This window comes from Paenibacillus favisporus (genome assembly GCF_040545415.1).
Lineage (GTDB): Bacteria > Bacillota > Bacilli > Paenibacillales > Paenibacillaceae > Paenibacillus_AQ > Paenibacillus_AQ favisporus.
Genome location: NZ_JBEPLV010000006.1, coordinates 268665 through 292100, shown reverse-complemented (window position 1 = coordinate 292100; position 23436 = coordinate 268665). Strand labels below are relative to the sequence as shown.

Annotated in this window: 23 protein-coding genes; 9 read left to right on the top strand and 14 right to left on the bottom strand. The window is 51.0% G+C overall.

The window, feature by feature from the left end:
• Positions 1-347: 347 nt before the first annotated feature.
• From ABID47_RS25365 to ABID47_RS25335, 7 genes are all read left to right on the top strand, one after another.
• Positions 348-1142 (top strand): DUF6492 family protein, encoded by a 795-nt coding sequence (locus tag ABID47_RS25365; RefSeq protein WP_354500910.1) that lies wholly within the window; start codon positions 348-350, stop codon positions 1140-1142.
• Positions 1139-2251 carry a glycosyltransferase family 4 protein gene (locus tag ABID47_RS25360; protein WP_354500908.1) on the top strand — a complete coding sequence of 371 codons (1113 nt, stop codon included), beginning with the start codon at positions 1139-1141 and terminating at the stop codon, positions 2249-2251. The genes ABID47_RS25365 and ABID47_RS25360 overlap by 4 nt, the downstream gene beginning before the upstream one ends.
• 42 nt (positions 2252-2293) lie before the next feature.
• The gene (locus ABID47_RS25355) at positions 2294-3634 is read left to right on the top strand and encodes a sugar phosphate nucleotidyltransferase (protein WP_354500906.1); all 1341 of its coding nucleotides are present in this window, start codon (positions 2294-2296) and stop codon (positions 3632-3634) included.
• Positions 3635-3745: 111 nt separating this feature from the next.
• Positions 3746-4201 carry a GyrI-like domain-containing protein gene (locus ABID47_RS25350; RefSeq protein WP_354500904.1) on the top strand — a complete coding sequence of 152 codons (456 nt, stop codon included), beginning with the start codon at positions 3746-3748 and terminating at the stop codon, positions 4199-4201.
• A 149-nt stretch (positions 4202-4350) separates the two neighbouring features.
• The gene (locus ABID47_RS25345) at positions 4351-5526 is read left to right on the top strand and encodes a sensor histidine kinase (RefSeq protein ID WP_354500902.1); all 1176 of its coding nucleotides are present in this window, start codon (positions 4351-4353) and stop codon (positions 5524-5526) included.
• Positions 5513-6157, top strand: coding sequence for a response regulator transcription factor (locus ABID47_RS25340; protein ID WP_354500900.1), 645 nt, complete (start codon positions 5513-5515; stop codon positions 6155-6157). Before ABID47_RS25345 ends, ABID47_RS25340 begins: the two co-directional genes overlap by 14 nt.
• An 83-nt stretch (positions 6158-6240) precedes the next feature.
• A complete protein-coding gene (locus ABID47_RS25335; protein ID WP_354500898.1) occupies positions 6241-7086 on the top strand; it encodes a CPBP family intramembrane glutamic endopeptidase in 846 nt (281 codons plus the stop codon).
• Positions 7087-7097: 11 nt separating this feature from the next.
• Here ABID47_RS25335 and ABID47_RS25330 read toward each other — a convergent pair whose 3' ends face one another.
• The 8 genes from ABID47_RS25330 to ABID47_RS25295 form a co-directional block, all read right to left on the bottom strand.
• On the bottom strand, positions 7098-7742 hold the full coding sequence (locus tag ABID47_RS25330; protein ID WP_354500896.1) for a TetR/AcrR family transcriptional regulator: 645 nt from the start codon (positions 7740-7742) through the stop codon (positions 7098-7100).
• Positions 7743-7800: 58 nt separating this feature from the next.
• Positions 7801-9033 (bottom strand): FAD-dependent oxidoreductase, encoded by a 1233-nt coding sequence (locus tag ABID47_RS25325; protein ID WP_354500894.1) that lies wholly within the window; start codon positions 9031-9033, stop codon positions 7801-7803.
• Between the two features lie 200 nt (positions 9034-9233).
• On the bottom strand, positions 9234-9809 hold the full coding sequence (locus ABID47_RS25320) for a YdeI/OmpD-associated family protein (protein WP_354500892.1): 576 nt from the start codon (positions 9807-9809) through the stop codon (positions 9234-9236).
• A gap of 3 nt (positions 9810-9812) precedes the next feature.
• The gene (locus ABID47_RS25315; protein ID WP_354500890.1) at positions 9813-10277 is read right to left on the bottom strand and encodes a VOC family protein; all 465 of its coding nucleotides are present in this window, start codon (positions 10275-10277) and stop codon (positions 9813-9815) included.
• Positions 10278-10502: 225 nt separating this feature from the next.
• Positions 10503-10871, bottom strand: a complete 369-nt coding sequence (locus tag ABID47_RS25310; protein ID WP_116233759.1) for a DoxX family protein — start codon at positions 10869-10871, stop codon at positions 10503-10505.
• 37 nt (positions 10872-10908) lie between these two features.
• The gene (locus ABID47_RS25305; RefSeq protein ID WP_258875557.1) at positions 10909-11310 is read right to left on the bottom strand and encodes an SRPBCC family protein; all 402 of its coding nucleotides are present in this window, start codon (positions 11308-11310) and stop codon (positions 10909-10911) included.
• Positions 11307-11636, bottom strand: coding sequence for an ArsR/SmtB family transcription factor (locus tag ABID47_RS25300; RefSeq protein ID WP_251678892.1), 330 nt, complete (start codon positions 11634-11636; stop codon positions 11307-11309). Before ABID47_RS25300 ends, ABID47_RS25305 begins: the two co-directional genes overlap by 4 nt.
• 268 nt (positions 11637-11904) lie before the next feature.
• Entirely contained in the window at positions 11905-12858 is a 954-nt protein-coding gene (locus ABID47_RS25295) for an alpha/beta hydrolase (protein WP_354500888.1), read from the bottom strand.
• Positions 12859-13066: 208 nt separating this feature from the next.
• Between ABID47_RS25295 and ABID47_RS25290 the strand changes: the two genes are divergently transcribed.
• The gene (locus tag ABID47_RS25290; RefSeq protein WP_145029050.1) at positions 13067-13402 is read left to right on the top strand and encodes a winged helix-turn-helix transcriptional regulator; all 336 of its coding nucleotides are present in this window, start codon (positions 13067-13069) and stop codon (positions 13400-13402) included.
• Between the two features lie 220 nt (positions 13403-13622).
• Here the strand turns inward: ABID47_RS25290 and ABID47_RS25285 are convergent, their stop codons facing one another.
• Together ABID47_RS25285 and ABID47_RS25280 are read right to left on the bottom strand one after the other, a co-directional pair.
• Positions 13623-17225: a discoidin domain-containing protein gene (locus tag ABID47_RS25285; RefSeq protein WP_354500886.1), complete on the bottom strand. Its 3603-nt coding sequence runs from the start codon at positions 17223-17225 to the stop codon at positions 13623-13625.
• A 338-nt stretch (positions 17226-17563) separates the two neighbouring features.
• Entirely contained in the window at positions 17564-18412 is an 849-nt protein-coding gene (locus ABID47_RS25280; RefSeq protein WP_354500884.1) for a copper amine oxidase N-terminal domain-containing protein, read from the bottom strand.
• 201 nt (positions 18413-18613) lie between these two features.
• On the opposite strand from ABID47_RS25280, the gene ABID47_RS25275 reads away from it, so the two are divergent.
• On the top strand, positions 18614-19177 hold the full coding sequence (locus ABID47_RS25275) for a GNAT family N-acetyltransferase (RefSeq protein WP_089548765.1): 564 nt from the start codon (positions 18614-18616) through the stop codon (positions 19175-19177).
• An 86-nt stretch (positions 19178-19263) separates the two neighbouring features.
• Here ABID47_RS25275 and ABID47_RS25270 read toward each other — a convergent pair whose 3' ends face one another.
• The 4 genes from ABID47_RS25270 to ABID47_RS25255 all read right to left on the bottom strand — a co-directional run bounded on the left by ABID47_RS25270 (position 19264) and on the right by ABID47_RS25255 (position 23339).
• Positions 19264-20061 carry a histidinol-phosphatase gene (locus ABID47_RS25270; RefSeq protein ID WP_354500881.1) on the bottom strand — a complete coding sequence of 266 codons (798 nt, stop codon included), beginning with the start codon at positions 20059-20061 and terminating at the stop codon, positions 19264-19266.
• 40 nt (positions 20062-20101) lie between these two features.
• On the bottom strand, positions 20102-20959 hold the full coding sequence (locus tag ABID47_RS25265; RefSeq protein ID WP_354500879.1) for a carbohydrate ABC transporter permease: 858 nt from the start codon (positions 20957-20959) through the stop codon (positions 20102-20104).
• 15 nt (positions 20960-20974) lie between these two features.
• Positions 20975-21874 carry a carbohydrate ABC transporter permease gene (locus tag ABID47_RS25260; RefSeq protein ID WP_354500877.1) on the bottom strand — a complete coding sequence of 300 codons (900 nt, stop codon included), beginning with the start codon at positions 21872-21874 and terminating at the stop codon, positions 20975-20977.
• Positions 21875-21959: 85 nt separating this feature from the next.
• On the bottom strand, positions 21960-23339 hold the full coding sequence (locus ABID47_RS25255; protein ID WP_354500875.1) for an ABC transporter substrate-binding protein: 1380 nt from the start codon (positions 23337-23339) through the stop codon (positions 21960-21962).
• Positions 23340-23436 lie beyond the last annotated feature (97 nt).

Here is a 23436-nt window from a genome sequence, read left to right as displayed (position 1 = left end):
TAGGGACGGAGTGTCAACGGAATGTTAGGCGGACGTGCGATTTCGGTAAAAAATTATCACAAATTTATTATAAGATAAAAAACTTTCATTTCTCCCATGATGCCGATTCCTTTCTGAAGCGTCCAAGTTTCCTCAGCCCTCTCCTGCGATAGGCGCCCTTCGGTCTTCTCGTATCCTCTGCTTTTGATCTATAAAAATCATTTTCATAGCCGTGTCTGCGAACCCCAACGTTTGCTCCAATGCGGCAAATCCCTTGATTATTGTGCGTTTTACAATCTCTCTATGCCCATTCCCTTTCTCTCTTCCGGCATATGATACTCATACATTTGATATTTGGAGATGAGCAGATGACAACCCCCATTGATGTGTTTATTCCGGCGATTGAGAAGGATCTGGCAACCCTCCCCCATGTCATTGATGCCGTCAGAAAATATGTACAGCACCCGATCCACGAAATTATCATCGTGGCCCCCCGAAAGCAGCGGATTGTGGATTTGTGTACGAAAAAGGGCTGCCGATTCGTGAACGAAGACACGGTTCTGCCCATTACGAAAAAGGACATACACTACCAGTCCAAAACGTGGGACCGGTCCGGTTGGTTGTACCAGCAGCTGCTGAAGCTGGGCGGCGATAAGGTATGCTCATCCAAATACTATTTGGTGATCGACGCCGACACCGTGCTCATTCGCCCCCATACGTTCAAGACGGGCGACAAGACCGTGTTCTACTGCCGGAACTGGAGCCAGCCCGAATATTTCAACACGTACAAGAAGCTGATGGGCAAAAGCCGTGCTTCCAAGCGCTCCTTCGTCACGCATTACATGCTGTTCGAGAAGGCCAAAGTCAAACAGTTAAAGCAGGCGATCGAGGCCAAACATCATACGAGCTGGTACTCCGCCATTATGAGAAGCATGAACAAATCAAAGCAGTTTGCTTTTTCCGAGTTTGAAACGTACGGCAACTTCCTGTATTCGTCGGAGCCTGGAAGGATGGTGCTGAAACAGGCCAACAACAAAAGCCTGCATACGAGCTTTTCCCAAATCTCGCCTTCCAAGATGTCGTCTCTGCAGCAAAAATACCGGTCTGTTTCTTTTCACGAACGAAAAGGGTATTCGAAATCTTCCCAGGTGAAATCGAAATGAAGCCCTATGTCGTTGTCTGGAAAGGCCCCGTCCACAAAGCCAGCGGTCTTGGCCGTGCCAGCAGAGCCTATGCCAAATCCTTGAAGCGGCAAGGGGTCGCCGTCCGGTTAAGTCCGCCAGACCACCGCAAGCCAAACGCCGCGCAAGTCACAAAGGTTCTCATATACCACCATATTCCCAGCCGCATGCAGTGGAAAAAAGAGCGCAGCACGTATGATTTCATCCTGTTGAACACGGTTTGGGAAACCAGCAGGCTCCCCAGAAGCTGGCTGCCCCATATGAACAAATTCGATGCCGTGTGCGTGCCGTCCCGGCATAATCGGCAAGTTCTCAGAAACTGCGGCGTCACCGTCCCGATTTTCGTCGTTCCCCATGGGGTGGACGCCCGGGAGTTTCATCCGAACCATCCGAAGCTATCGTTACCCGCTGCCGCCGGGAAGTTTACGTTCGTATCCGTCTTCGGCTTTCAGCACCGCAAAAATCCGGAGGGACTGCTGCGGGCTTATTGGGAAGAGTTTTCTTCCAAAGATAACGTCATCCTGGTCATCAAAACGAACGGATATGCGGCCAAGGAGACGGAAGCGTGGATCAAGCAGCAGGTCATGCGGTACAAAAAGCGGCTGGGCATTCAGAAGGATACGGCCCCTGTCGTCATCATCGGCCGCCATATGAGTGAAAGCCAGCTTAAAGGCCTGTATGCGCTCGGCGATGCCTTCGTCCTTCCTACGCGCGGCGAGGGTGTCGGGCTGCCTTATTTAGAAGCGCTGGCAAGCGGCATACCGGTCATTGCCACCGGCTGGGGCGGGCAGATGGATTTCCTGACGCCCCGCAACTCCTTCCTGGTCCCCTACCGGCTCAAGAGCCCGGCGAGCAGCATGAACCGCGCCATTTCCAGGAGGTTCAGCAACCTGTTTGCGCAGAAGGGGCAGCGATGGGCCGAGCCGGATTTAAGCAGCCTCAAAAGGCTCATGAGGCAAGCGTACGAAAATCCCCGGCTTTGTAAACAGAAAGGAAGCCAGGGCCGAAAGGATATGCTTAAGCTGTCGTGGGACCAGGCCGGAAAGCTCATGAAGCAGGCGATTGAAGAGACGATGCGTTCCAAGAAATAAAGATGAAGGGTGATGGTTCCCCAAGGAAGGAGGATGAGAAACTTGCGTATTGTACTGTTGTGCGGGGGATCGGGAAAAAGGCTGTGGCCTTTATCCAACGATATACGCTCCAAGGTATTTTTAAGGCTGCTGACCACTGAAGACGGGGTTAAGGAGTCGATGATCGAACGGATCTGCAGACAACTGGACGAGGCCGGTCTGCTCCAATCCACCTGTATCGTCACCCATCACAGTCAAGCAGAGATTACGCGCCGCTATGTCGGCGATAATATCCCGATAATCAGCGAGCCTTTTAAAAGAGGAACGTTCACGGCCGTCGCATTGGCCGCCAGTTATCTTCATGAAAAGCTGCAGGCCGATCCGGACGAAACCATTTGCATCCTTCCGGCGGACACGTACGTCGACACCGCATTCTTCCGGCTGCTGCACCGGTTTCCCGACGTCCTGGGACGCTCCAGGGCGGATCTTGCTCTCCTCGGCACAAAGCCGGTGCAGCCTTCGGATCAGTTCGGCTATATCGTCCCGGCTCTGCCCAAGGCGGACGGCGAGTATGCTTTCGTCCAGCGGTTTATCGAAAAGCCAAATACACGCACGGCCCGCCGCCTCATGGCGCAGCAGGCGATGTGGAACTGCGGCGTCTTCGCCTTTCCCTTGAGGTTCATGCTGACCTATTTGAAGGACAAGGGCCACCCTGTCCGGATCGCGGAATGGCTGGCAAATTACGAACAGCTCCCCGAAGCCAGCTTCGACCGGGAAGTCGTCGAGACGACCCTCCCTGTCGTTGCCATGGAGTACGGAGGGCACTGGACCGATCTGGGCAGCTGGATGGCGCTTACCGGCCATATGAAGGATCGAGTGATCGGACTCGGGCACATATCGGACGATTCCGCGGATACCCATCTCATCAACGAGCTCCCCTACCCCATTGAAATGATTGGTGTCTCTGGGATCATTGCCGCGGCCAGCACCGACGGCATCCTGATCGCAAGCAAGGAGCATGCGCATCGGATCAAGGAACGGCTTGCCCTCGCGTCTCAAATCCCGATGTACGAAGAGAAACGGTGGGGCTCCTGCCGGATCCTGAGTTACGGGAAAGATGCATCCGGCGTGGAGACGATGATCAAGCAGGTGCGACTTGCCGCCGGCAAGTCTACAAGCTATCACGTTCATCACCGCCGGCAAGAATTGTTGACCGTGGTGACGGGCAGCGCGGAAGTGATCTTGGAGGAGCAGCGGTACCGCCTGAACGCCGGTGACGTACTGAAAATTCCGGCCGGCGCCAAGCATGGCATCAAGGCCATTACTCCTCTGGAGCTGGTGGAAGTCCTGCTCGGCCCCGATCTTGCTCAGGAGGATATCACCCGCATTGCTGTGGACTGGTAGAATGGCGTTTCGGTCCAAAATGTCGTAAATTTGCAGTAGGAATTGTGACCGGCCGAGCCGAAGTAGTCATCGATCGAACATGATTCCGCGAATCGCGGAAAGAGGAGGCCGATGATGGAGCCGATGGTGGAGCCTGTGATCAAGACGGAAAGAAAGGCGTTTACCTTGTTCGGATGTTCCAAAGCTCATGATCCGGGCAAGCCGTACAGTGAGACGATTTTCGAATTGTTTGACCAGGTCTGGCATGAAGTACGCAGCAAAGAACTCGCTCACAAGGGGATCAATCACGTCGTCTATGAGCAGGGAAATATCGTGTTTGCGGGAATCGAGCTGGTGACCCCGCCTGAGGACAATTCCGTCTTGAAGAAGAAGGACGTCGTGCTCGAAAAATACGCCTACGGCAAGCACATCGGGCCTTACGGCGAATTGGACGCAACGTACCGGCGTATTGATGCGCTCCTCCAAGCCGCAGGAGAACACAAAGAGCTTCCCCTGATTGAGGTTTATGGCCACTGGAACGAGGATGAGTCCAAGCTGGAGACGGAAATTTATCACAACCTCATTTGATATCATAATTAAATCAATCTTAGGAGCAGTTTCTCTACTGCTCCTTTTGCTATGTAGAACTTCGGCAGGAACATGGTTCAATTGCTGTTTTTGGTCAACATCCTGTAATTTTCATGCAAGTTTTTTTAGATTTCCTGTATGATGATGCTATGAAAAAAATATTATCTTTCATGGATTGGGGTATATTCGCTCTTCGTTTATACCATTATATTTTGCTGTTGTCCCGGGTTCTGGCAGTAAGCGAGTTTTCGAACCGGACGTTACTAAACGTGATCTGGCTGAGTATGGCCCTTGTCGCCCCTTTGCTGTTCTGGTTTCCCGGGCGCCGGATGAACAAAGTCTGGTTTTGCATATTGGAGCTGTTGCTTGGCGGTTCTTATTATGTGAATTCTGTCATTCATCCGGACCTGACTTCAAAAGCGGACTATTTGCTGCCGAGTCTAACTATCGGGTACTTATTAACCAAGCAAACCCTTTGGATCATTCCCTTACTTGTTTTCATTCCTTTTTCGTTTCAGTCCTCCCTAAAATTATCTTGGGAGCAAACCCTGGGTATCGGAACAGACAATCTGCTGTTCTGCTTCATCGGCATGTGGGCAAGCTCCGTAGCTAATGCGTATGATCAGAAGAATAAACTGGCAGCCGAAGTGGAGCATCAAAATAAGCTCTTAACTCACTACTCGGCCGAGGTCGAGAAAATGACTTTGCTTGAAGAACGCAACCGCATGTCCAAGGAGCTTCATGATACACTGGGGCATTCCTTTATCTCACTCATCCTCAGCCTTGATGCTTCTATTGCCCTGATGGATAGCAAGCCTGCCGAGGCCAAAGACCGGTTAATTCGCTTAAGAGCATTGGCTGAGAACAATCTGGAGGAAATGAGGAACGTCGTGCACGAAATGGGCGAAGAAGAGGAATCCAGTCTGATCCGGCAGGTTGAATCCCTTGCAGCCCGTTTCCGGGAGCATACGGGTACGGCCCTGACCTTGAGTCTGCCAGGGACAGAGCGTTCCATACGCTTCGAAGTACGGCAAGCGATCCTTCGGGTCATCCAGGAATCCTTTACGAATGCACTAAAACACGGAAAGGCCACCCAACTGCATCTGGAGCTTACTTATTCTGAGAGCCATCTGCAATTGTCCGTTCGAAATAACGGCACGCCGATCGACAAGCTGGATTATGGCTTCGGCTTGACCACGATGAAGCATCGGGTTGAGCGGTTGGGGGGCAGCTTACAGATAATATCTGGGAAGGGAACTCCAGTGTTCACCGAAGTCAAATGCGAAATCCCGCTGAAAGGAGTCATGCCGCATGGAGAAGATTAAAGTGCTGCTTGCTGACGATCAAGATTTAATTCTCGAGAGCTTACATATCGTGCTGTCCATGGAACCGGATTTGGAAATCGTCGGTTTAGCCAGGAATGGGGAAGAAGCCATAAAGGGCTGCGAGCAGTTGATGCCGGATATGGTGCTGATGGATGTCAACATGCCAGTCATGGACGGCGTCGCCGCAACGGCCCTGATTAAAGAGCGAATGCCTGCAACCAAAATCATCATGCTGACCTCCTATAAAGAAGTAGAATATGTGTTAGCGGCGTTAAGCCACGGAGCGGAAGGTTATCTGCTCAAAGCCATTCATCCAAAAGATCTGGCTGCAGGCATACGGGTGGTTCAGGCGGGAGGAACTTTAATCTCGCAGGAAATGGCGAGTAAAATGATCAAGAACATGAACAGTGCCACCCCTGCGAAACATAATGAATTCGGGCTCACTGCCCGTGAAATCGAAGTGCTCCATAAGCTGGCTGCCGGTCTGCGTAATCAAGAAATTGCCGAGGCGTTGTTTCTTAGCGAAGGGACGGTCAAAAATTATATCTCAACGATTTATTCTAAGCTTAATGTGAAAGGACGCCGGGAGGCCGCCCGTAAAGCCCGGGAATCGGGAATGATGGATCGTTAAATGATGACCAAACAGCACTGTCTCTTTATGACTTTTTCAGCCTATACTCAGAGCATCAAACAACAGAGGTGGCGATGTAAGACATGAAGAACAAAGTGTCATTTTGGCGTTTTCCAATCGTCTGGATGATTGCGGGGGCTATTGGTATTGTTCTCATAAATATGATATTCCAGCAACTGACAGAGCAAGGAGAGGGGATCGTCTCTCTTATTTTCACACTGGTGATGGGATTTCTGGCCCTCTTGGTTTATAAGCTCACGCTGACATACCTGGCCCGGCGGCCCACACCAGAGATATCAAGAAAGCGCGCAGGGATTGAAATTGTCCTAGGCATGCTAACCGGGACCATCTTTATCGCAGGGTCCGCTTGTATGATTATTGCTCTGGGAGGTTACTCCTTTCAGTGGGCAAGTTCTACGGATACGAGTTCCGTTCTAATAGCCTCCATTGAATCAGCTTTAGGAGGAGCCATTGTCGAGGAACTTATCTTCCGCGGACTTATGCTTCAAGCCATTGATAAATTGGGGGGAAAACCGCTCGCACTCGCAGTAACCTCTCTATTCTTTGGAGTTGCTCATCTTGGAAATCCAGGGGCGACATTATGGAGTGGGTTCGCCATAGCCCTCGAAGCAGGTGTTCTCCTTGGATCCGCCTTCTTGTGGCGGCGGAACTTGTGGTTTGCCATAGGACTGCATTTTGCTTGGAATGCCATTGAAGGCCTGCTTGGCATTCCTGTCTCTGGACACCCTGCTACCGGTCTATTTACTGTAAAGGTGCACGGTGCCGCACTTCTCACAGGGGGCAACTTTGGACTTGAGACCTCTATTGTTCCGGTTGTAATCAGTCTTCTGATCTCCATTCCTATGCTAATTGGGGCCGCACGGAATCAAAGGATTGACGGCGGAAGCCCCCGACATTTCGAATCATGATTTCGGTTTTCTCAAACATTGTTAACCCGCTGCGCTATGCCATCAAGCAATAAGGAAATTCCAGAGTTAAACAGTTCATCCGAACCAATTAACTTAAATATACCTTCTCCGTGCATCCGCTGAAGCAATTTAAATGGCGATAGATCCACATGGGTACTCTCGTTAGAGTTCTCCTCTAAAGGTATCTGTAACTTCCGTTGTTCGTATTCTTCAACGACAAAATTGATGACGTAGTTCAACACATGGGTCGTATATGAAAATTTTTGTCTATCCGTCAATGATGTCGGTTCGGTTATCTGCAATAGAAATTCGAACATTTCCATAAAGTCAGCTTCTGGCCTTGACTTCATCAGAAGCTGACCGGAGCAAGGAAATTGCTGAAGCTTGCTTCGAATAACCGTAGCGCTTAGCTGAAGCCTTTCTCGCCAGTCTCCTTGCTTGGGAAGATCATTTATGATTTCTCTTGAAACCAGGTTGGCCAACGTTTGATAAAGGACTTGCTTACTCTCAAAGTACCAGTAGATCGTAGGGGCTTGCACATTCAATTCCTTGGAAAGGTTTCTCATCGTAAAATTTTCGATTCCCTGGTCGGCGAGAAGCTTCCATGAGGCTGCAATGATTTTCTCTTCGCTGATATGTGGCCTGCGTTTAGGCATAAAAAACATTCCAACTCCATTCCAAAAATTCTGATATGACTTATTATACTCTATATAGTTATTCTTCCAATTCTACATCTTCGGCGGGCAGCGGCTTCTGGTTGAACATGCTTTCTCCTGCCTTTGAAGAAAGTCGAACATCCCGCATCCCACGTTCAATAGCACTCACTTCATAATCGCGTAAAGCGGTTAAGAGCCCCTTTTCCCCGTTCTTCACGTTAATTAATTCCTTTGAGAGCTCATAGGCATCAAAAAGTGCCGCATTCCCACCGATACCTGCCGGTGTCATGGGATGCAGGGCGTCTCCCAGCAAGACCAGAGGAGTCGTTTCTTTCCAAGGCTTATACGGCAGAACATTACGAAGGTGATAGACAGCCGTTTTCCCGGGATCCGCTAATTCCAACATCCGTTTTACTTGTGGATGCCAATGCTTGGTTTTCTCTTGCGTAAAAGACAACAATTCCAAACCGTTCCATTGGAAGAGCTGCTCATCAGGTATCCCGAACCACTCAGGCGAGCACGCAAACACAGCATACAGGTAATCCTGTTGAGGAGAAATCCTCACATTAAGGGACATGGATTCCGGTAATTGTTCAATATTTGGCTTAAAAGCCATGTCTTCAAGAAGAAGGGAAAGCGGAGCATCTCCTTCTGGATTCGTAAGGCATCTCATACTGCCATCCCCAATGAGCATGTTAAGTTCCTTTCTCCGCGCATCATCCAGAATTACCTTGGTATACAGAGCCCTGCCTCCCGTATCGAAAATTTTCACCCCAGGCTTGTACTGATGCCGGACTTTGGATCCTCCGCCGTCAGCACCAACCAGGACATCCGCATCCATATACTCCCCATGATCGAACCATGCTCTTAAGCGTCCGTTTTCTAACCTTTCATAATGGGTGAACCGGTATCCGAAGCTGACCTTGTCACCTAGTTCGCCAAGCAGAACTTCGCGAAAGGTAAACCGATTTACAGATGGTGTGGCTTCCGCCTTGTTGTACATTGGATGCTGTTCTTCTGTGGGCTCCAAAGAAATGGGATCTAAGAAAACAGGGTGTGCCGGTCCGAATACAGACGTTTCCATGTAGAGATCATACAGTTTCTCAGGAAGACAAAACCGCAGTGCATTTGCTCCATTCTCATTGATTTTGATTCGATAGCCGGTTTGGACAAAATGGTCTGCCTGCTCACGTTCACAAACATGAAAATCAATGTGATTTTTTTTCAAACTTTGTGCCAGTGCAAGTCCGCCCAGACCGCCACCGATAATTAGGACAGATAGTGAATCCATATCATTTCATCATCCTTTAACTAAGTTAGATTTATCTTACAACGTTATATTAAGGGTGTGCTCCTCTGTTTGTCAATGATTTTAGAGTTCTCAACCAAACATCCTCCTCACGTAAGACCGGAGCTATTGAATAGCCAAATTTTCGATAGAAAAAACTGCCGACACTTTGTCGACAGTCTGGAGCATCCAGATTGGATGACTTAATAATCTAGTAGACGGCCATGATCGTTCCATTGACCGTACATTTTGTTTTCTCTCGTATTGGTTATGAATTTGTCCAATCTGCTCTGAAATAATTCGGGCTGATTCTTATAGCTTTGGATCGTGTCGATCCGGACTCTTGTATAAAGATCTGGAAATGCCATGAAATTCTCATACACTTGCTTTTCCTCTTGCAACCTTTGCTCTATAACCGGATCGATTCGAAAAGAATCGTAATGCATATCAGGAAGGACCTTTCTTCCTTCGTCTGTCATCAAGCCCAACTTTTCGAGGCGGCGGACACGCTCCTTATTCAATTCAGTCCATGAGCTTTTTTTGCTTCGAGGGGACAGTCTCTGAGCCAGCTCCGTTTCAGATATTTTCTTCTTGACTCCATCGATCCATCCAAAGCACAAAGCCTCCTCGACTGCGTCCAAATATAAGAGCGTATCCGATTGGGGCGACATACGAACCAAAACCCAACAACATTTTTCAGTCCTGCTATTTTCCTGCAGCCAAACCCTTAATGCTTCTCTCGATATGACCGGAATGAAGCGATCTACTTCTCTCAGCATGAGTTACTGTTTGTTGGAGATTACATTATCAAGAAACTGATCTGCGTCGCTATTCAATTTCCAGGAAACTCCGAACTTATCGACCAGCATTCCGAAGCACGAAGACCACGGTGTATTGGATAACGGCATGATGACATAACCGCCCTCAGATAAATTAGAAAAGTAATTTTCCAATGTGTGCTGATCTTCATTAACGATACTAATCAGTATATTGTTGCCTTGAACCAACTCGCCCGTTACATTCTTCATTGAAGGCAAAATATCCGACATCATGATGTTCCCGCCTGCAAATGCTATTGAAGACTCCATGACCATGTTTAGTTCATTTTCCGGCAGCGGATCGTTTGGATCCTGCGGGAAATCCTTAAATTTCACTTTTTTTACTTCCGTTGCGTTTAAAGCTTTCGCATAAAAATCAATCGCTTGTTCAGCAACTCCATCAAAGTTTAAATAGACTACAGCCGACATATAGTAAAACCTCCTTCTTGGGATACATGTAGTATATTGAATAAGAGGTGACAGCTGTATGTCACCATTTATAAATAAAGTACTTGCCTCCGAAACGGGTCTATCCAACTGCCATTTTGCGATTGGGAGGTTGGAGTCTGTATTGGATGGGTTTGTATCGCAAAAAGGCTCCACATGTTCACCGCGAACATGTGGAGCTTTTTATTCTGGATGCAGCTGGTTTGATTATGCAAAAGGCTGGAGCATTTGGCTGGCATTCGCAAGTATCAGGGCAATATTCAATACGGCAAAGAACAAAGCCGGCGCCGTTTTGCCAATCGGATCTTTTGTGCGGATATGCACCAGGCTTGCCACCAGCATCGTAACGCCAAGCCACACTCCCGCCCATGCGACCAGTCCGGTATACCAGTAGCCGGCGATCAGCACGGCCGCACCTGCCAATTGGACCAGGCCCGTTACCTTAAGGAACCATTGCGGCAGGTGAAGGTGCTCGAACATGTCTGCCCAGTACTTAGCCCCTATCATTTTGGCGGTACCCGAAAAGAGGTAGTAAGCAATCAGTAAAGATTGAAGAACGATAGTAAGAATGGTCATTTCGATCTCCTCCTATTTGATCACAAAATAAATTGGATTACAGCTCAGCCAATAACTCTTCAAGCTGATCGGCCATCTTGACCCAACCGAGTCTGGCTCCGTTATACGACAAGCTCTCGCTTTCAAATCCGGTATGCTCAAGATGAAGGCGGGTTGCGCCATTGGATGAATGAAGCGTCCATGTAACAACCGTACTTACCCCAGCGGTTACCCAGGTGTAGGATAGGCGGTGGGGTTCTTCAACGACCAGCACTTCTGATTCGACGATTCCGTCCCACACTTTCGACGGTTTGGCCCGAAATTGAAAGTGATGGCCGACAACCGGCTTAAAGTCGTTATCCATCACCCATTTCGCAAGCATGTTGGAATCAGTCAATGCAAGCCATACTTTCTCAATCGGACTATCGAATTGAAAATCCAGCTTCACTTCCGGTTTCATTCCTCTTCCTCCTTCAACAATTGACTCAGCTTAGCCGATCCTTGGTTCCAAAAAGCCGTGTGAAAAGTGACCCAATCTTCAATTTCTCTCAGAGGCTCTGCGTTCAATCGATACCTTGTTTCCCGCCCGGCCTTGCGGTGCCTGACCAGATCGGCGGCTTTGAGGATCGCCAGATGTTTGGAAACGGCTGTCCGCCCCATCTCGAAATGCACCGTTAATTCGTGTAAAGGCAATTCTTCCGCCTCGGCCAGCAATCTAAGCAATTTGCGCCGCGTCGGATCGGCAACCGCGGCATATACATCCCTCGATTCATGTTGTTCATCCATTCCCATCATCCCTATTCTGCTCGATGATAGGACACCAACCGGTGTCTTATGAATTCATAATAAGACACCGATTGGTGTCATGTCAAGCCATAATTCGGAATAAAGTTTGAATGGCTTGTCACCGAACATTTGGCCTCTGTATATGCCAGGCATGATGCAGTAAAAAGTTTAGGGCATCCCTGAAGGATGCCCCAATGCTGAAATATTGAAGTTTGACGGAGATCAACTGAATAAAGATTTACCTGTTCGGTTTTAATCCTCGCACACTTTATATTGCTGTCTCTCCGTCTCTCTCCTGTCCATGCAACGCTATCCGCAGCGCGCTTACGGCATGCTTCACCGCTTGTCTTCCTTGGTCATAACCGCCGGTCTGAAGCATGAAGCCGTGGACCATGCCGTCATAGCGCTTTGCTTCCACGGGAATGCCGGCGGCTTGTAATTTCGCTGCATAAGCCTCCCCGTCATCGCGCAGCGGATCAAATTCGGCCGTGATGACGAGAGCAGACGGAAGGCTGCTGAAATCGACAGCCAATAATGGCGAAGCGTAGGGGTTCCTTCCGTCCTGCTCCTCCGCCAGGTATTGGCCCCAGAACCACCGCATCGTGTCCGTCGTCAGGCCGTACCCTTCGGCATTGTCACGGTAAGAATCCGTATCGAACGCGTAGTGGGTCGCCGGATTGAACAACAGCTGAAACTTGATGAAGGACAACCCTTGGTCCCTTGCCATCAAGGTTACGGCAGCGGCCAAGTTTCCGCCCGCGCTGTCGCCGCCGACCGCAATCCGGTTGGGATCCGCTTCTAGCGAAGAGGCATTCTCCGCAACCCAGACAGCAGCCGCATAGGCGTCTTCGATGGCAGCGGGAAACCGATGCTCCGGCGCCAAACGGTAATCTACCGAGACCACGATAACGTTTGCCCCATTGGCCAACTGCCGGCATAACACATCTGCTGCATCCAGGTCCCCGACGACCCAGCCGCCTCCATGATAATAGATGAGAACAGGGAGCGGGTATTTGCTTTGAGGACGATATACCCGAACCGGTATGTGACCGGCCGGACCTGGGATTTTTCGATTGTCGACTTTCCATACTTCTTCCGGCTGGGCGGCCATGGGGCTTAAGTTGACGGTTCTGGCACTCTCCACGGGTAGCGTGTGAAGAGGCGGGAGCCCTTGTTTCTTCATATTTTCCAACACAACTTGAACTTGAGAGTCAAGCGGCATGATGGTTCCTCCTTAGGGATCAAATATAATGGATACGAATCTTCTTATATCCGAAATAAACAACCATTCACGAGCAGCGTCTTTCGGTAAGACAGCTACCATTCCGGTCAAAATGAAGTATACTGAATGGAGAATAACCCTGTAAGTACGCACTTTTGCGTGACATAGTACCCATTTGGTAACTTCATCATGGGACAGATTGGATGTGATGGATATGGGCGGTTGTCCGGTAGAGGCAACATTGTCCGTGGTTGGAGGAAAGTGGAAGGCTGTGATCCTATGGCGTTTGGTTGGTGGGACCAGGCGCTTTAACGAACTCCAGCGTTCAATTTCGCAAATTACCCGTAAGATGTTAACGGAACAGCTTCGGGAACTGGAGCAAGATAACCTCATTATTAGAACCGTCTATCCGGAAGTTCCGCCGAAAGTCGAGTACTCGCTAAGCGAATACGGCAGGACATTTATTCCTGTTTTGAATGCCATGGCCCAGTGGGGATTGGTCCATCGGGAACGCGTGTCTGACCCCGTTCGCTCTACGACTTAGATTACGGTTCTAAAACAAAAGCATAGCCTCGATAAGGATTTTGACATTTCATAAGCTTAGCGGAGGGTAAGAAATAACGCTCAACTTGTCCCACGAATAAAAATCCTGAACCGGCAAGGTTCAGGATTTTTATTTTTTTGAGACGAACATCATACTCACGCATACAGTTTTAGCGTTGGGAGATGCGAAGCAGCTGACCGAAAGCGGCTGCCTCACATCATTACTTAGAGGGCACTACGTTATAACCGACAGGCTCGGCCGTATTGCCCGCCCGATCCGATGCCGTGACTTCGATCCGATTCATGCCCGGCTGAAGGTCGATATCCGCGCTGAACGTCAGGTCATCCTTCACGTCGGCCTGTACTCCATTCACAAGAACAAAGCCGGGCTCGCTGATTTTACCCGTAACGCGCAGCGTTCCCTTTTCCACATTGTAATGATTGCCCGTCAATTTCCCCGGTTCATCCAGCACGATGATCGGCGTGGTCGTGTCCAGCACAGTAATGCGGGCGGTCGCGGTATATTCGCCGCCGGCGGCTGCAGCGGTTATCACCGCAGTCCCCGGACTTTTGGCCGTAACCTTACCGGTGTCGCTCACTTCCGCTATGCCGGTGTCGCTCGATGTCCACGTGATCGTCGTATCTCCCGCATCCACCGGTGTAACGACCGCAGTGAGCTGCGCAGTTTCGCCTTCTTTTAACTCTACTTGTTCCGGTGTTACGTTGATGCCGGTAACGTGCGGCTGATCCGTCTTCACGGACACCACATCCGATGGAGCAGATTCACCGGCTGCGTTGACGGCTTTGACGATGTAGAAATATTCCGTCGAAGCCGACAGGCCGGTGTCGGTATGCGTCGTACTAGACAGTACCTCGTCGTTAAGTTTGACAAATTCGCCGTCGGCCTTATCGGACCGGTAGACGCTGTACCCTTCCGCCTGCTCTACCGCGTTCCAGTTCAATTCAATCGCGCTGTCGCCTGCCGCCTTAGCCGTCAGGTTAGCCGGAGGCGCAGGGACCGAATCTTCCTGAACGGGATCTCCATACACCTTGAATTCGTAGCTGGAAGCACTTCCTCCGCTATAGTTGGATCCCGTCACTGTTACGCGGAGATAGCGGTACGCCCCATCGAGGGTATCCGTCGTCAAGCCCTGCGTTTTATTGTCCGTTCTGTCCAGGAGGGTCGTGTACGTGACATCGTCATTGCTGCCTTCAATTTTGTACTGGTAGTATCTCGGGTAGGTTGCGCTGTTGTACCAGTAGCTCTCGAGCTTCGTGATATGCATGATGTCGCCAAGGTCGACTTTCCACCACTGCGGGTAGGAATTCGTGACGGCCGCCCAGCGCGTACCGGCTTTGCCGTCATTCGCGTACTCGATATTGTTCCCCGTTTGGAATGAGCTTGCCGTTGCCGTCTTGCCTTCCGAGATGACTCCCGACGTCGTCGTGGCTTGGACCGGCAGGCTCCACAGGCTTGATCCCGAGCTGCTGCGGGCTCTTACTTGATACGTATGCGTCGAGCTCGCATCAAGCCCCGTATGCTTGTATGGGCTGCTTACACCGCTGATCAACGCACCGTCAACGACCAGATCATAGCTTGCTGCCCCATTAGCATCGTTCCAGGTGACATCGATTTGGGATTGGCCCGCCGCCTTGGCGGTTAACCCGGTCGGCGCAGCCAATCCTGCAGTCGCCGGCGTAATCGTCAGCACCTGAGCATTGGAGGCATCGAACTTGATCCCCTGGATGGACGCTTGACCCGACACGAATTCAACAGCACGGTCGCTGGCCCGGTTGACCAGCCTGTACTTGGTGATCCCGGTTAAGCTCGTATTCGTTGCGGCCTCGATATCCGACGCCGAAGAATCCGGGGATAGGTCAGCCGGCTTCGCGTTGCCGACCGGAAGAAGATACCACTGATCGCTTCCGGCTGCGGCGCCGTCTCCGCCGTTGCCGTTCGGATCGGCATTCGGATCCGCAAGCCCCGTGGTGACTGCAGCGCCCATTGCCCGTGTCTGCGCCGGCGTCGATCCGGATACCTTCAGATAATTTCCGGTCTCCACATTTTGCAATCGGTAGAAGCCGCTGTTCTTCGACGGGTCGAATTCGTCAGGTACGGGGACGAACTGCCACTGGCTCGCCGCGCCGTCCTTCAGGTCGCTGCCGCCAACGGAGACCATATAGGCAGACAGCGGGGAGATGTCCGTTCCATCGCTGTCCTTCGGCGGATTGTAAGAAGAATAGTAGGCATGGCCGGCATCGGGTTCGGGCAGGGAGTAACTGATCTGCTTGCCGGACAAGTCGGAGATCGCCCGGAACGAATAGCCGCTGACTTGTTGGTTCGTCAGGCTTCCGGAATCGATCTGGGACATATAGCTCCCCACCGTGGCAGGCAGCTTGCCGACGAGGCGGAAGGTGTCCGGCTTGCCGAGATCGTCGGTCTCATAGACGTAGCCGTCGTAACCGACAGAGCGGTATTTGCCGCTGTACACGTTATACGAAAAGGCGTTCTCATACTGCGTATTGACCGGAACAAAAAGCCGTTCAGTCACGGTATCTTTGAAGATCGGATTGCCTGCGCTGACTTTGACCGAGGTCACATAGCCGGTAGCGTTGTTCTCCTGCTTGATCCATACCGCGCCGCTCTCGACATAGATCGTTACCGTTGCATCCAGTGCGGGATCGGAGTACGTCACCGAAGGGACACTGCCGCCAGGGCCGGTGATCGTTCCGCTCACCGTATTCGCCGTATATGTGCTGCCTGCCGGGTCTTTGAAAGTGAAATCACCGCTGCTCGGCACTTTCATATAGCCGATATCGAGCGAAGAGTTATCCATCCCGATGCCGGTCAGCCTCAGGTCATCCGTCTCTGGCGTATAGTTGACCGTGAGGTTGTGATCGCTGCCTGCCCCCATCGGACTTCCGATCCATCCGGCATACCCTTTTAGAGCTGAGCGCGTCCATGTGCCGTTGTACCATACGTCCCACGAGCCTTCGGCCATCTTTGCGCTGATTGGCGAGCGGGCGAGGTGGAAGTAGGTGAGGACATTGCTGTAGCCCGTTTTCCAATTAATATGGTTGTTGTATAAAACGTAAAAATAACCGTTAACGTTATCGACGAAGAAGCGCGTCCCGGCCACCCCGTACGACCAGGTCTTCCCCGGAAAACCGCTCGCGGTGACCGCTTCGTCACTGTCGTTCCACGGCGAGGTTGCTACCTGTCCAATCAGGTTCCATGTCTTGCCTTTATCGGTCGAGTACATGGAGAGAACGCGGTTGTTGTGCACGCCCGTGGCGATCCGCTGGTTATTCGTCGGGTTCCCGGTAGCAAATGGATTAAATTGATACTCATCATTGGTGAGCGAGTACCAGTAACCGGTATCCGGATCGACCCAAATGCCGATGCCGTCGTTGTGATCGTCCTGATAAGGCGTCGGAATGCCGTACGTTTCGTCGATTTTGTAATTAATGGTCCCCGGCCGGTTCCAGTAAGAATTATATGTCACGGGGGTGCCCCAATTCGTGTTCAGCTTGCCCAGGTCCGTGCTGGTGTTGTATTTGATCCAGGATCCCCCGTTGTCCGCCTGCTCATAGTTGGAGACGGAATACATCCAGTGAAACTCCCCATCCTGATCCACAAATGCGGTGCCGGCGATATCGGCCGTACCGGAAGTGAGACTGGGGACAGCGTGCTGAACGAAGGTCGGGAATTTCTCCGCGGCTGCGCTGGCCGGCTGCATTCCGAATGGAACCGTACCGGCAGCCAGCACGATGGCGGGAATGGCTCTAAGCACCGCGAGCTTTGCTTTCCATCTTTTACGCATCAAATCGAATAACCTCCTGTCTAGGTATCGTACACACATCCTCCCCGTCCCGGGAGACTCCCCCACCTCCTTTTGGCGCAAGATGACCTCGACTTTTGCCCATGCTTTGAATGCTGTTAAAGCAGTCTGAACCTTTCGCCAATGAATAAAGCGCTTTCAAAAATGAGTCTAAAGCGGTGCAGCCCGCAGCGTACACTTCCGTTTTTTCACATAGGCAGTACTTTCGTAAGAAACACCCTTGGGAATTAAATATCGTTCATGAAACTTAATAAATGTCGGAGGAACATGATCATGCAAAAAAGCCACCCTTTGCAGGATGGCCCTATGCTTGCCTCTGTTTATACTACTGTATTGCTAATTACGGTCAAAAAGCCGTTCTTTCCGGCCGTATCCACCATCGATTGAATGGAGTCTCTTGCCGCGCCGCTGAACAGGTACCATTGATCCTCGGTAGCATCATACAAGAGAACTTCCGGGTAGCCCGTCAACAGCTCGTCGGGAAAGGCGTTAACGAGAGAATAAACATCAAACCGTTGCACGCTGCTCCCTTTCTCATCCAGAAAATCATACTGCGAATTTTTGTAATACGACCCGGGAACATCGATGTTCGCCATCCACGAGTAACTGGCAGGGGCATCGACTTTGGCGCCTTTGTTACGCACAAAAGCATCATAAATAGCTGCGTTATACGCATTTCCTTTAAGCTGCTGGACGACGCCGCCCATCGTCATGTGGTATTCATACTGCAGTGCTTTTACTTTCACGTTGTGAATGACGAGTGGCGCGGTTTCGACCGTAACCTTCGAATTGCTGTAATTCACCTGACAGCCGAACGTTTCGGCGATAAAGCGAAGCGGAACCATCACGCGATTGTTCTTGATGTACGGCTTGACGTCCAGCTGCACCGCTTCACCATTTTTCATGGCCGCCGTGCTGTTCGTTTGCAGCGTTACTTTCATGCTGCTTTTGGTAAGCGTCACTTTCGAATTCGACCAATCGACCTTGGCCCCCAAATTTTCGCTGACCACGCGCAAGGGCACCATGGTACGCTTGTTTTTTGTCTCCGGCTTCACATCGGACGCCACCGCGACGCCGTCAATTTGGATGGGATGGTTCGCTGCATAAGCAGGCGACGATGCGATCGCAAGAATGAATGCAATAATGATGCTTGGGATGATCTTCTTCATGTTTTGTCATCGCTCCTTCTATAAGTTTCTATCTTATCCAATCCCCATCCCTTATCCTACCAATTTCCATTATTCATGTTAAGGGTAAACAGGCAATTCCTCCGTACAGCCATTCAGGAGCATTTGTCCCTCGCCCCCCTATCTGTAATAATCAAGTCATAGGCTGCGACGATCAAAAAATAGTTATGGAGGTAGATCCCATTGATTACTGGTGAAAAGGTCGAACTGCGCCCCGTCTCTCTGGACGATTACAGACGGGCATATGCCTGGAGGAATGATGAGGAAACAGCCAAGCTGGAAGCGGGTTCGGCCCTGTTCTTGTTCAGCCATGTTCCACTGGAATATTTGGAGGATGCATACAGAAAGGAAATCCTGGAACTGGATAAGCGGGAAAAAGGACGATTCTCCATTTATACGCGCGGCGAACAACCCGAGCATATCGGTTTCATTGAGTACCGGGACGTGAACATCGTCTCCCGCCGCTGCACTGTCGGCATCGGTATTGGAAACAAGGACTTCTGGGGACAAGGCTGGGGATCGGATGCCTTGAAAGCGCTGATCCGGTATGTGTTCCAGACGATGAACCTGCGGCGAGTTCAGCTCGAAACTTGGGGCGGCAACCCAAGGGCCATCCGTGCCTACGAGAAGTGCGGCTTCGTTATTGAGGGAAGGCTGCGCGAGCATTCCTATATTGATGGACAGTACGTTGACAACATCGTGATGGGGCTTTTGAAAGAGGATTTTCTAAATTTAGATAGGGGTTAAAAATCTTCCGTTCACCAAAAAAGCCGCGGTTCCCCATGACTGGGATCAGCGGCTTCCTACTCAATCCTTGCCTTTCAATGGCATACTCACCGGGCGATCGGAACCATGAACCGCTCGCGATGGCGGAATATGGCCCATTCTCGGTAGCCAATGTCATACAAATGGCCGGCGACCGCCGCGAAATGCTCGCCTACGCGCTCGGGTTCGTGCGCATCAGAGCCAAAGGTCACCTTTACCCCGTAACGGTGCGCGCGTTCCAGCAAATCACCGTCCGGCACCCAGTGGTTGTCGGAGGAATTGATTTCAATCACTACATCGCTTTCCGCAACCGCCTTCAGCATGACGTCGGCCGCTTCGGTACGCAGCTCCGAGTATCCGCTGAAATAGCGGTTCAAGGAATCCACATGGCCCAAAATGTCATACAAGCCACATTTCGCGGACTGGGCGATATAATCATAAAACAAATTTTTCACTTCCATTTTTCGTGCTGCGGTCAGGCTTTCCCAATACGCCGAGTCATAAATGCCGATGCCGGCGAACTCATGCACGGAGCCAATGACGTAATCCAACGGATAAGCGGCGATTACCGATCGGTACAATTCCAGATGCTCCGGCAAAAAATCCGCTTCGATGCCGAGCAGCACCTCGATTTTCCCATGGTACTGTTTCTTTAGCTCCAAAACCTCCCGAATATACTTTGGAAACTCTGATTTTGCCATACTCCCCGTTAAGGATGGGCGGTCTTCGGCCGATGCGAAAAACGGCGTATGGTCCGAGATGCCGATCATATCCAGCCCCTGTTCAATGGCCGATTCAATATAGTCCCTCACTGAGCCGGCCGCATGTCCGCAGCGCTCGTGATGGGTATGAAAATCAAACTTCATGGAATCCCTCCGATTCATTGGTTCATCAAGATGAATACAATCAGCCTTTGGAGCCTGTGATCACAATGCCTTGAATAAAGTACTTCTGGGCAAAAAAGAAAATGAGCAGCAGCGGCAAAATCGCGACGAGCGAAGCCGCCATCAGCAGGTTCCACGGTGTTGCCCCGTAAGCTGCCGTAAAATTGGCCAAGCCGAGCGAAACCGGGTACTTATTCATATCGTTCAAGTAAATGAGCGGCCCGAACAAGTCATTCCACCTTGAGATCAGCTCCAGAATGGCCGCTGTGGCAAAAGCCGGCTTGGAGAGCGGAATCAGGATGCGGAAGAACATCGTGAATTGGCCGCCCCCGTCGATTTTGACCGCTTCGTCCAGCTCCTTCGAGATCCCCAGATAAAACTGGCGCATCAGAAAGATCGTAAAAGAGCTCGCCGTAAATGCCGGGATGACGAGCGGCAAATATGTTCCGGTCCAGTGCAGCTTCGTAAACAGCAAATACTGCGGGATCAAGGTCACTTGAGACGGGATCATCATTGTACTGAGGACGAGCCCGAATAACAACAGACTGCCCCTCGCCCGCAGCCGCGCAAAAGCGAATGCGGCCATCGCGGAGGTGAATACGACCGCTGCTACCGTCACAGCCGAGTACCATACCGAGTTCCAAAGAAATCGGCCTAGCGGGGCATCGATAAAAATTTGCCTGAAGTTGCCCCACTGCAGACGGCCCGGAAACCACGTCATCGGGACGCGATGAATTTCGGCGATCGTCTTCAGCGAAGTGGAGAGCATCCAAAACAACGGAAACGCGAACAACAGAACGCCGCCGTATACCAGGACGTAAAGGATGACTTTGTTTACGGGACGCATATCGCCGGGGTTGTACGACTTTTTTGGCTTCATGTGGAAGGCATCTCCTTACTTCGAGTCATATTCATAGTGGACGTATTTTTTCGAACCCCGCAGCGAAACGAGGGTGAGCGCAAAAATGAGCAGGAACAGGATCCAGGCTTGAGCGGACGCATACCCCATCCGGAATTGCTTGAACGCCGTATCGAATAAATAGTAGACGTAGAAATACGAATTCCAGTCCGGCCCGCCCTTGGTGATCACGTAGGCTTCCGTAAAAATCTGCAGCGCTCCGATCATGCCAATAATCGTGTTAAAAAGGATGACGGGCGAAATGAGCGGGACCGTTATTTTCCGGAACTTCGTAAAGCCGCTGGCCCCCTCGATTGAAGCGGCCTCATACAAATCGGCCGGCAGCGACTGCAGCGCAGCCAGAAAGATGACCATCGTGCTGCCCGAAGCCGTCAGCTGCATGAGCACCATCGACGGGACCACGGTGTCGGAGCTCGTAAACCAACCAGGCCCTTGAATGCCGAACCAATCGTAAAGGACGGAATTCACAACACCGAACTGCGGGTTCAGCAGCCACGACCATAGAAAAGAAACGGCTACCCCGGATACGATGCTGGGCGCGTAATACAGCGTGCGAAGCAGGGATTGCCCCTTGATTCGATGATTCAGCAGCACCGCAATCACCAGCGAGGTCAGGATCGTGAACGGCACGGCAAGCACGGTGTAATACAGCGTCACGGACAGCGACTTGTAGAACAGTCGGTCTTTGAACAGCAGGAGGTAATTGCTGATTCCCGTAAATTTCGGAGAAGAAATGACATTGTATTCGGTGAAGCTGAGCAGCAGCGAGATGAGAATCGGTCCCCCGGTAAAGCATATAAAACCGATAAACCAAGGAGCTATAAAAATCCAAAACGACCGCTCCTCGCGCTTCATTGCCAGCGTACGCTTACTCATGAGCAACCTCCGTAGGATGGGATGGGACGGACGCGGGCTTGCACAACACGTCCGCCCAGGTGTAATTGACTCCAAGCTCTGGCTGTTATTGATTTAAATTGAGCGACAGAAGCTTCTCATTCAAGCTCTTCAATCCGTCCGTCACGCTCTCCTTGCCTCCCCATACCTGATAGAGCGACTGGTTCATCGTTTCGAGCACGGTATTAAATTTGACGATCAGGTGATTTTCTGCTTCGCGACCATTTTGGATCGAGCCTTCGTGTACCTGCTTGAACGCCGCGGCATCCATGCCGATTTCCCCGCCCATTTTGTCATACCAAAGTTTGAACAGCCCTGAATCCGCCGGTGTTCTACCTACATCGTTCATATACCGGTAAGCGCCGCCGCCCTCTGCGGGATTTGCTAAATGCCGGACGAATTCCCAGGCCTCGTCAGGGTGTTTGCTTGTCGCCGAAATGCTCCACGGGTCGACGTACAGCGGTACTTTCCGCCCCTCGTGATATGGAACGGCCGCTACCCCCCATTTAAAATCCGCCTTTTTGTAGGAGCCCAGCCCCCACCCGCCTGAAATGTACATGCCGACCTTGCCGGTAAGGAACGGATCCCCGAGCTGTGCAGATGCGGCTACCGTCTCGGCGTCCGGAGCAACTTTGTACTTATGGATCAAGTCCACGTTAAACTGCAGCGCTTCAATATTCAGCGGCTTCATGAGATCCGGCTGTCCCATGACACCGGTCGTATAGGCCTCCGGCTTGAACATGTCCCCGCCGAAGAGCCAGGTCATCTCATTGGCACTCAGAGCGCTGGAAAAGCCGAAAACCTGCTTGCGCGCATCCCCTACGTCATGGGACAATTTCTTCGCCGTTTCGAGCATCGTATCGAAATTCCAGGACTTGTCGTCCCAGTCCGTCGTCGGGTAAGGGATTCCGGCCGCATCGAACAAATCTTTGTTGTAGTAAAGATAGGTGGCGTTGCTTACGAGCGGGACGCCGTAATACTTACCGTCGATTTTATAAATGTTGAGGAGGTTCGGATCCATCGTTTTGAGCTCGGGAGCCCCTTTATCGATATAAGGGGTCAGGTCCTTTAAGGCCCCCATCTTCATATAAGTCGCAAATCCGCTGTCCGCCTGGTTCGGATTCCAAACATCCGGCGCATTCCCGCTGGCGATCAAGGTAGCCAGTTTTTGATCAAATTGGTCGTACGGGATATTTTCGAGCCGCACTTTGACGTTGGGGTGACTCTCCTCAAAGGTCGAGACCATTGCTTCCTGCCAAGCTTTCTTGTCCGGGTCTGTCGCCATCATCCAGACAATCTCTACTTTTTCTTTGCCATTGTTCTTCGCATCCGCTGTGGCCGTATGATTCGAATCGTCTGCACTCCCGCATGCGGTTAGTACCGTTGAGAGGGAAAACAATAGAAGTACGCTCATCAGAAAGCGATTTTTCGTGAGTGGATTTTTCATGGACACCCCTGCCTCCGTTTTTTGTGCCAAATTTACAGAAAACTGAATAAAACCAGTTCGGACCTGCGAAAATCTAACCGTTTTAACACGAAGTTAA

Coding starts and splice junctions, on each gene's coding strand:
- ABID47_RS25365 (WP_354500910.1), top strand. CDS start 348: ATGACAACCCCCATTGATGTGTTTATTCCGGCGATTGAGAAGGATCTG.
- ABID47_RS25360 (WP_354500908.1), top strand. CDS start 1,139: ATGAAGCCCTATGTCGTTGTCTGGAAAGGCCCCGTCCACAAAGCCAGC.
- ABID47_RS25350 (WP_354500904.1), top strand. CDS start 3,746: ATGATGGAGCCGATGGTGGAGCCTGTGATCAAGACGGAAAGAAAGGCG.
- ABID47_RS25345 (WP_354500902.1), top strand. CDS start 4,351: ATGAAAAAAATATTATCTTTCATGGATTGGGGTATATTCGCTCTTCGT.
- ABID47_RS25340 (WP_354500900.1), top strand. CDS start 5,513: ATGGAGAAGATTAAAGTGCTGCTTGCTGACGATCAAGATTTAATTCTC.
- ABID47_RS25335 (WP_354500898.1), top strand. CDS start 6,241: ATGAAGAACAAAGTGTCATTTTGGCGTTTTCCAATCGTCTGGATGATT.
- ABID47_RS25330 (WP_354500896.1), bottom strand. CDS start 7,742: ATGCCTAAACGCAGGCCACATATCAGCGAAGAGAAAATCATTGCAGCC.
- ABID47_RS25325 (WP_354500894.1), bottom strand. CDS start 9,033: ATGGATTCACTATCTGTCCTAATTATCGGTGGCGGTCTGGGCGGACTT.
- ABID47_RS25320 (WP_354500892.1), bottom strand. CDS start 9,809: ATGCTGAGAGAAGTAGATCGCTTCATTCCGGTCATATCGAGAGAAGCA.
- ABID47_RS25315 (WP_354500890.1), bottom strand. CDS start 10,277: ATGTCGGCTGTAGTCTATTTAAACTTTGATGGAGTTGCTGAACAAGCG.
- ABID47_RS25310 (WP_116233759.1), bottom strand. CDS start 10,871: ATGACCATTCTTACTATCGTTCTTCAATCTTTACTGATTGCTTACTAC.
- ABID47_RS25305 (WP_258875557.1), bottom strand. CDS start 11,310: ATGAAACCGGAAGTGAAGCTGGATTTTCAATTCGATAGTCCGATTGAG.
- ABID47_RS25300 (WP_251678892.1), bottom strand. CDS start 11,636: ATGGATGAACAACATGAATCGAGGGATGTATATGCCGCGGTTGCCGAT.
- ABID47_RS25295 (WP_354500888.1), bottom strand. CDS start 12,858: ATGCCGCTTGACTCTCAAGTTCAAGTTGTGTTGGAAAATATGAAGAAA.
- ABID47_RS25290 (WP_145029050.1), top strand. CDS start 13,067: ATGGATATGGGCGGTTGTCCGGTAGAGGCAACATTGTCCGTGGTTGGA.
- ABID47_RS25285 (WP_354500886.1), bottom strand. CDS start 17,225: ATGCGTAAAAGATGGAAAGCAAAGCTCGCGGTGCTTAGAGCCATTCCC.
- ABID47_RS25280 (WP_354500884.1), bottom strand. CDS start 18,412: ATGAAGAAGATCATCCCAAGCATCATTATTGCATTCATTCTTGCGATC.
- ABID47_RS25270 (WP_354500881.1), bottom strand. CDS start 20,061: ATGAAGTTTGATTTTCATACCCATCACGAGCGCTGCGGACATGCGGCC.
- ABID47_RS25265 (WP_354500879.1), bottom strand. CDS start 20,959: ATGAAGCCAAAAAAGTCGTACAACCCCGGCGATATGCGTCCCGTAAAC.
- ABID47_RS25260 (WP_354500877.1), bottom strand. CDS start 21,874: ATGAGTAAGCGTACGCTGGCAATGAAGCGCGAGGAGCGGTCGTTTTGG.
- ABID47_RS25255 (WP_354500875.1), bottom strand. CDS start 23,339: ATGAAAAATCCACTCACGAAAAATCGCTTTCTGATGAGCGTACTTCTA.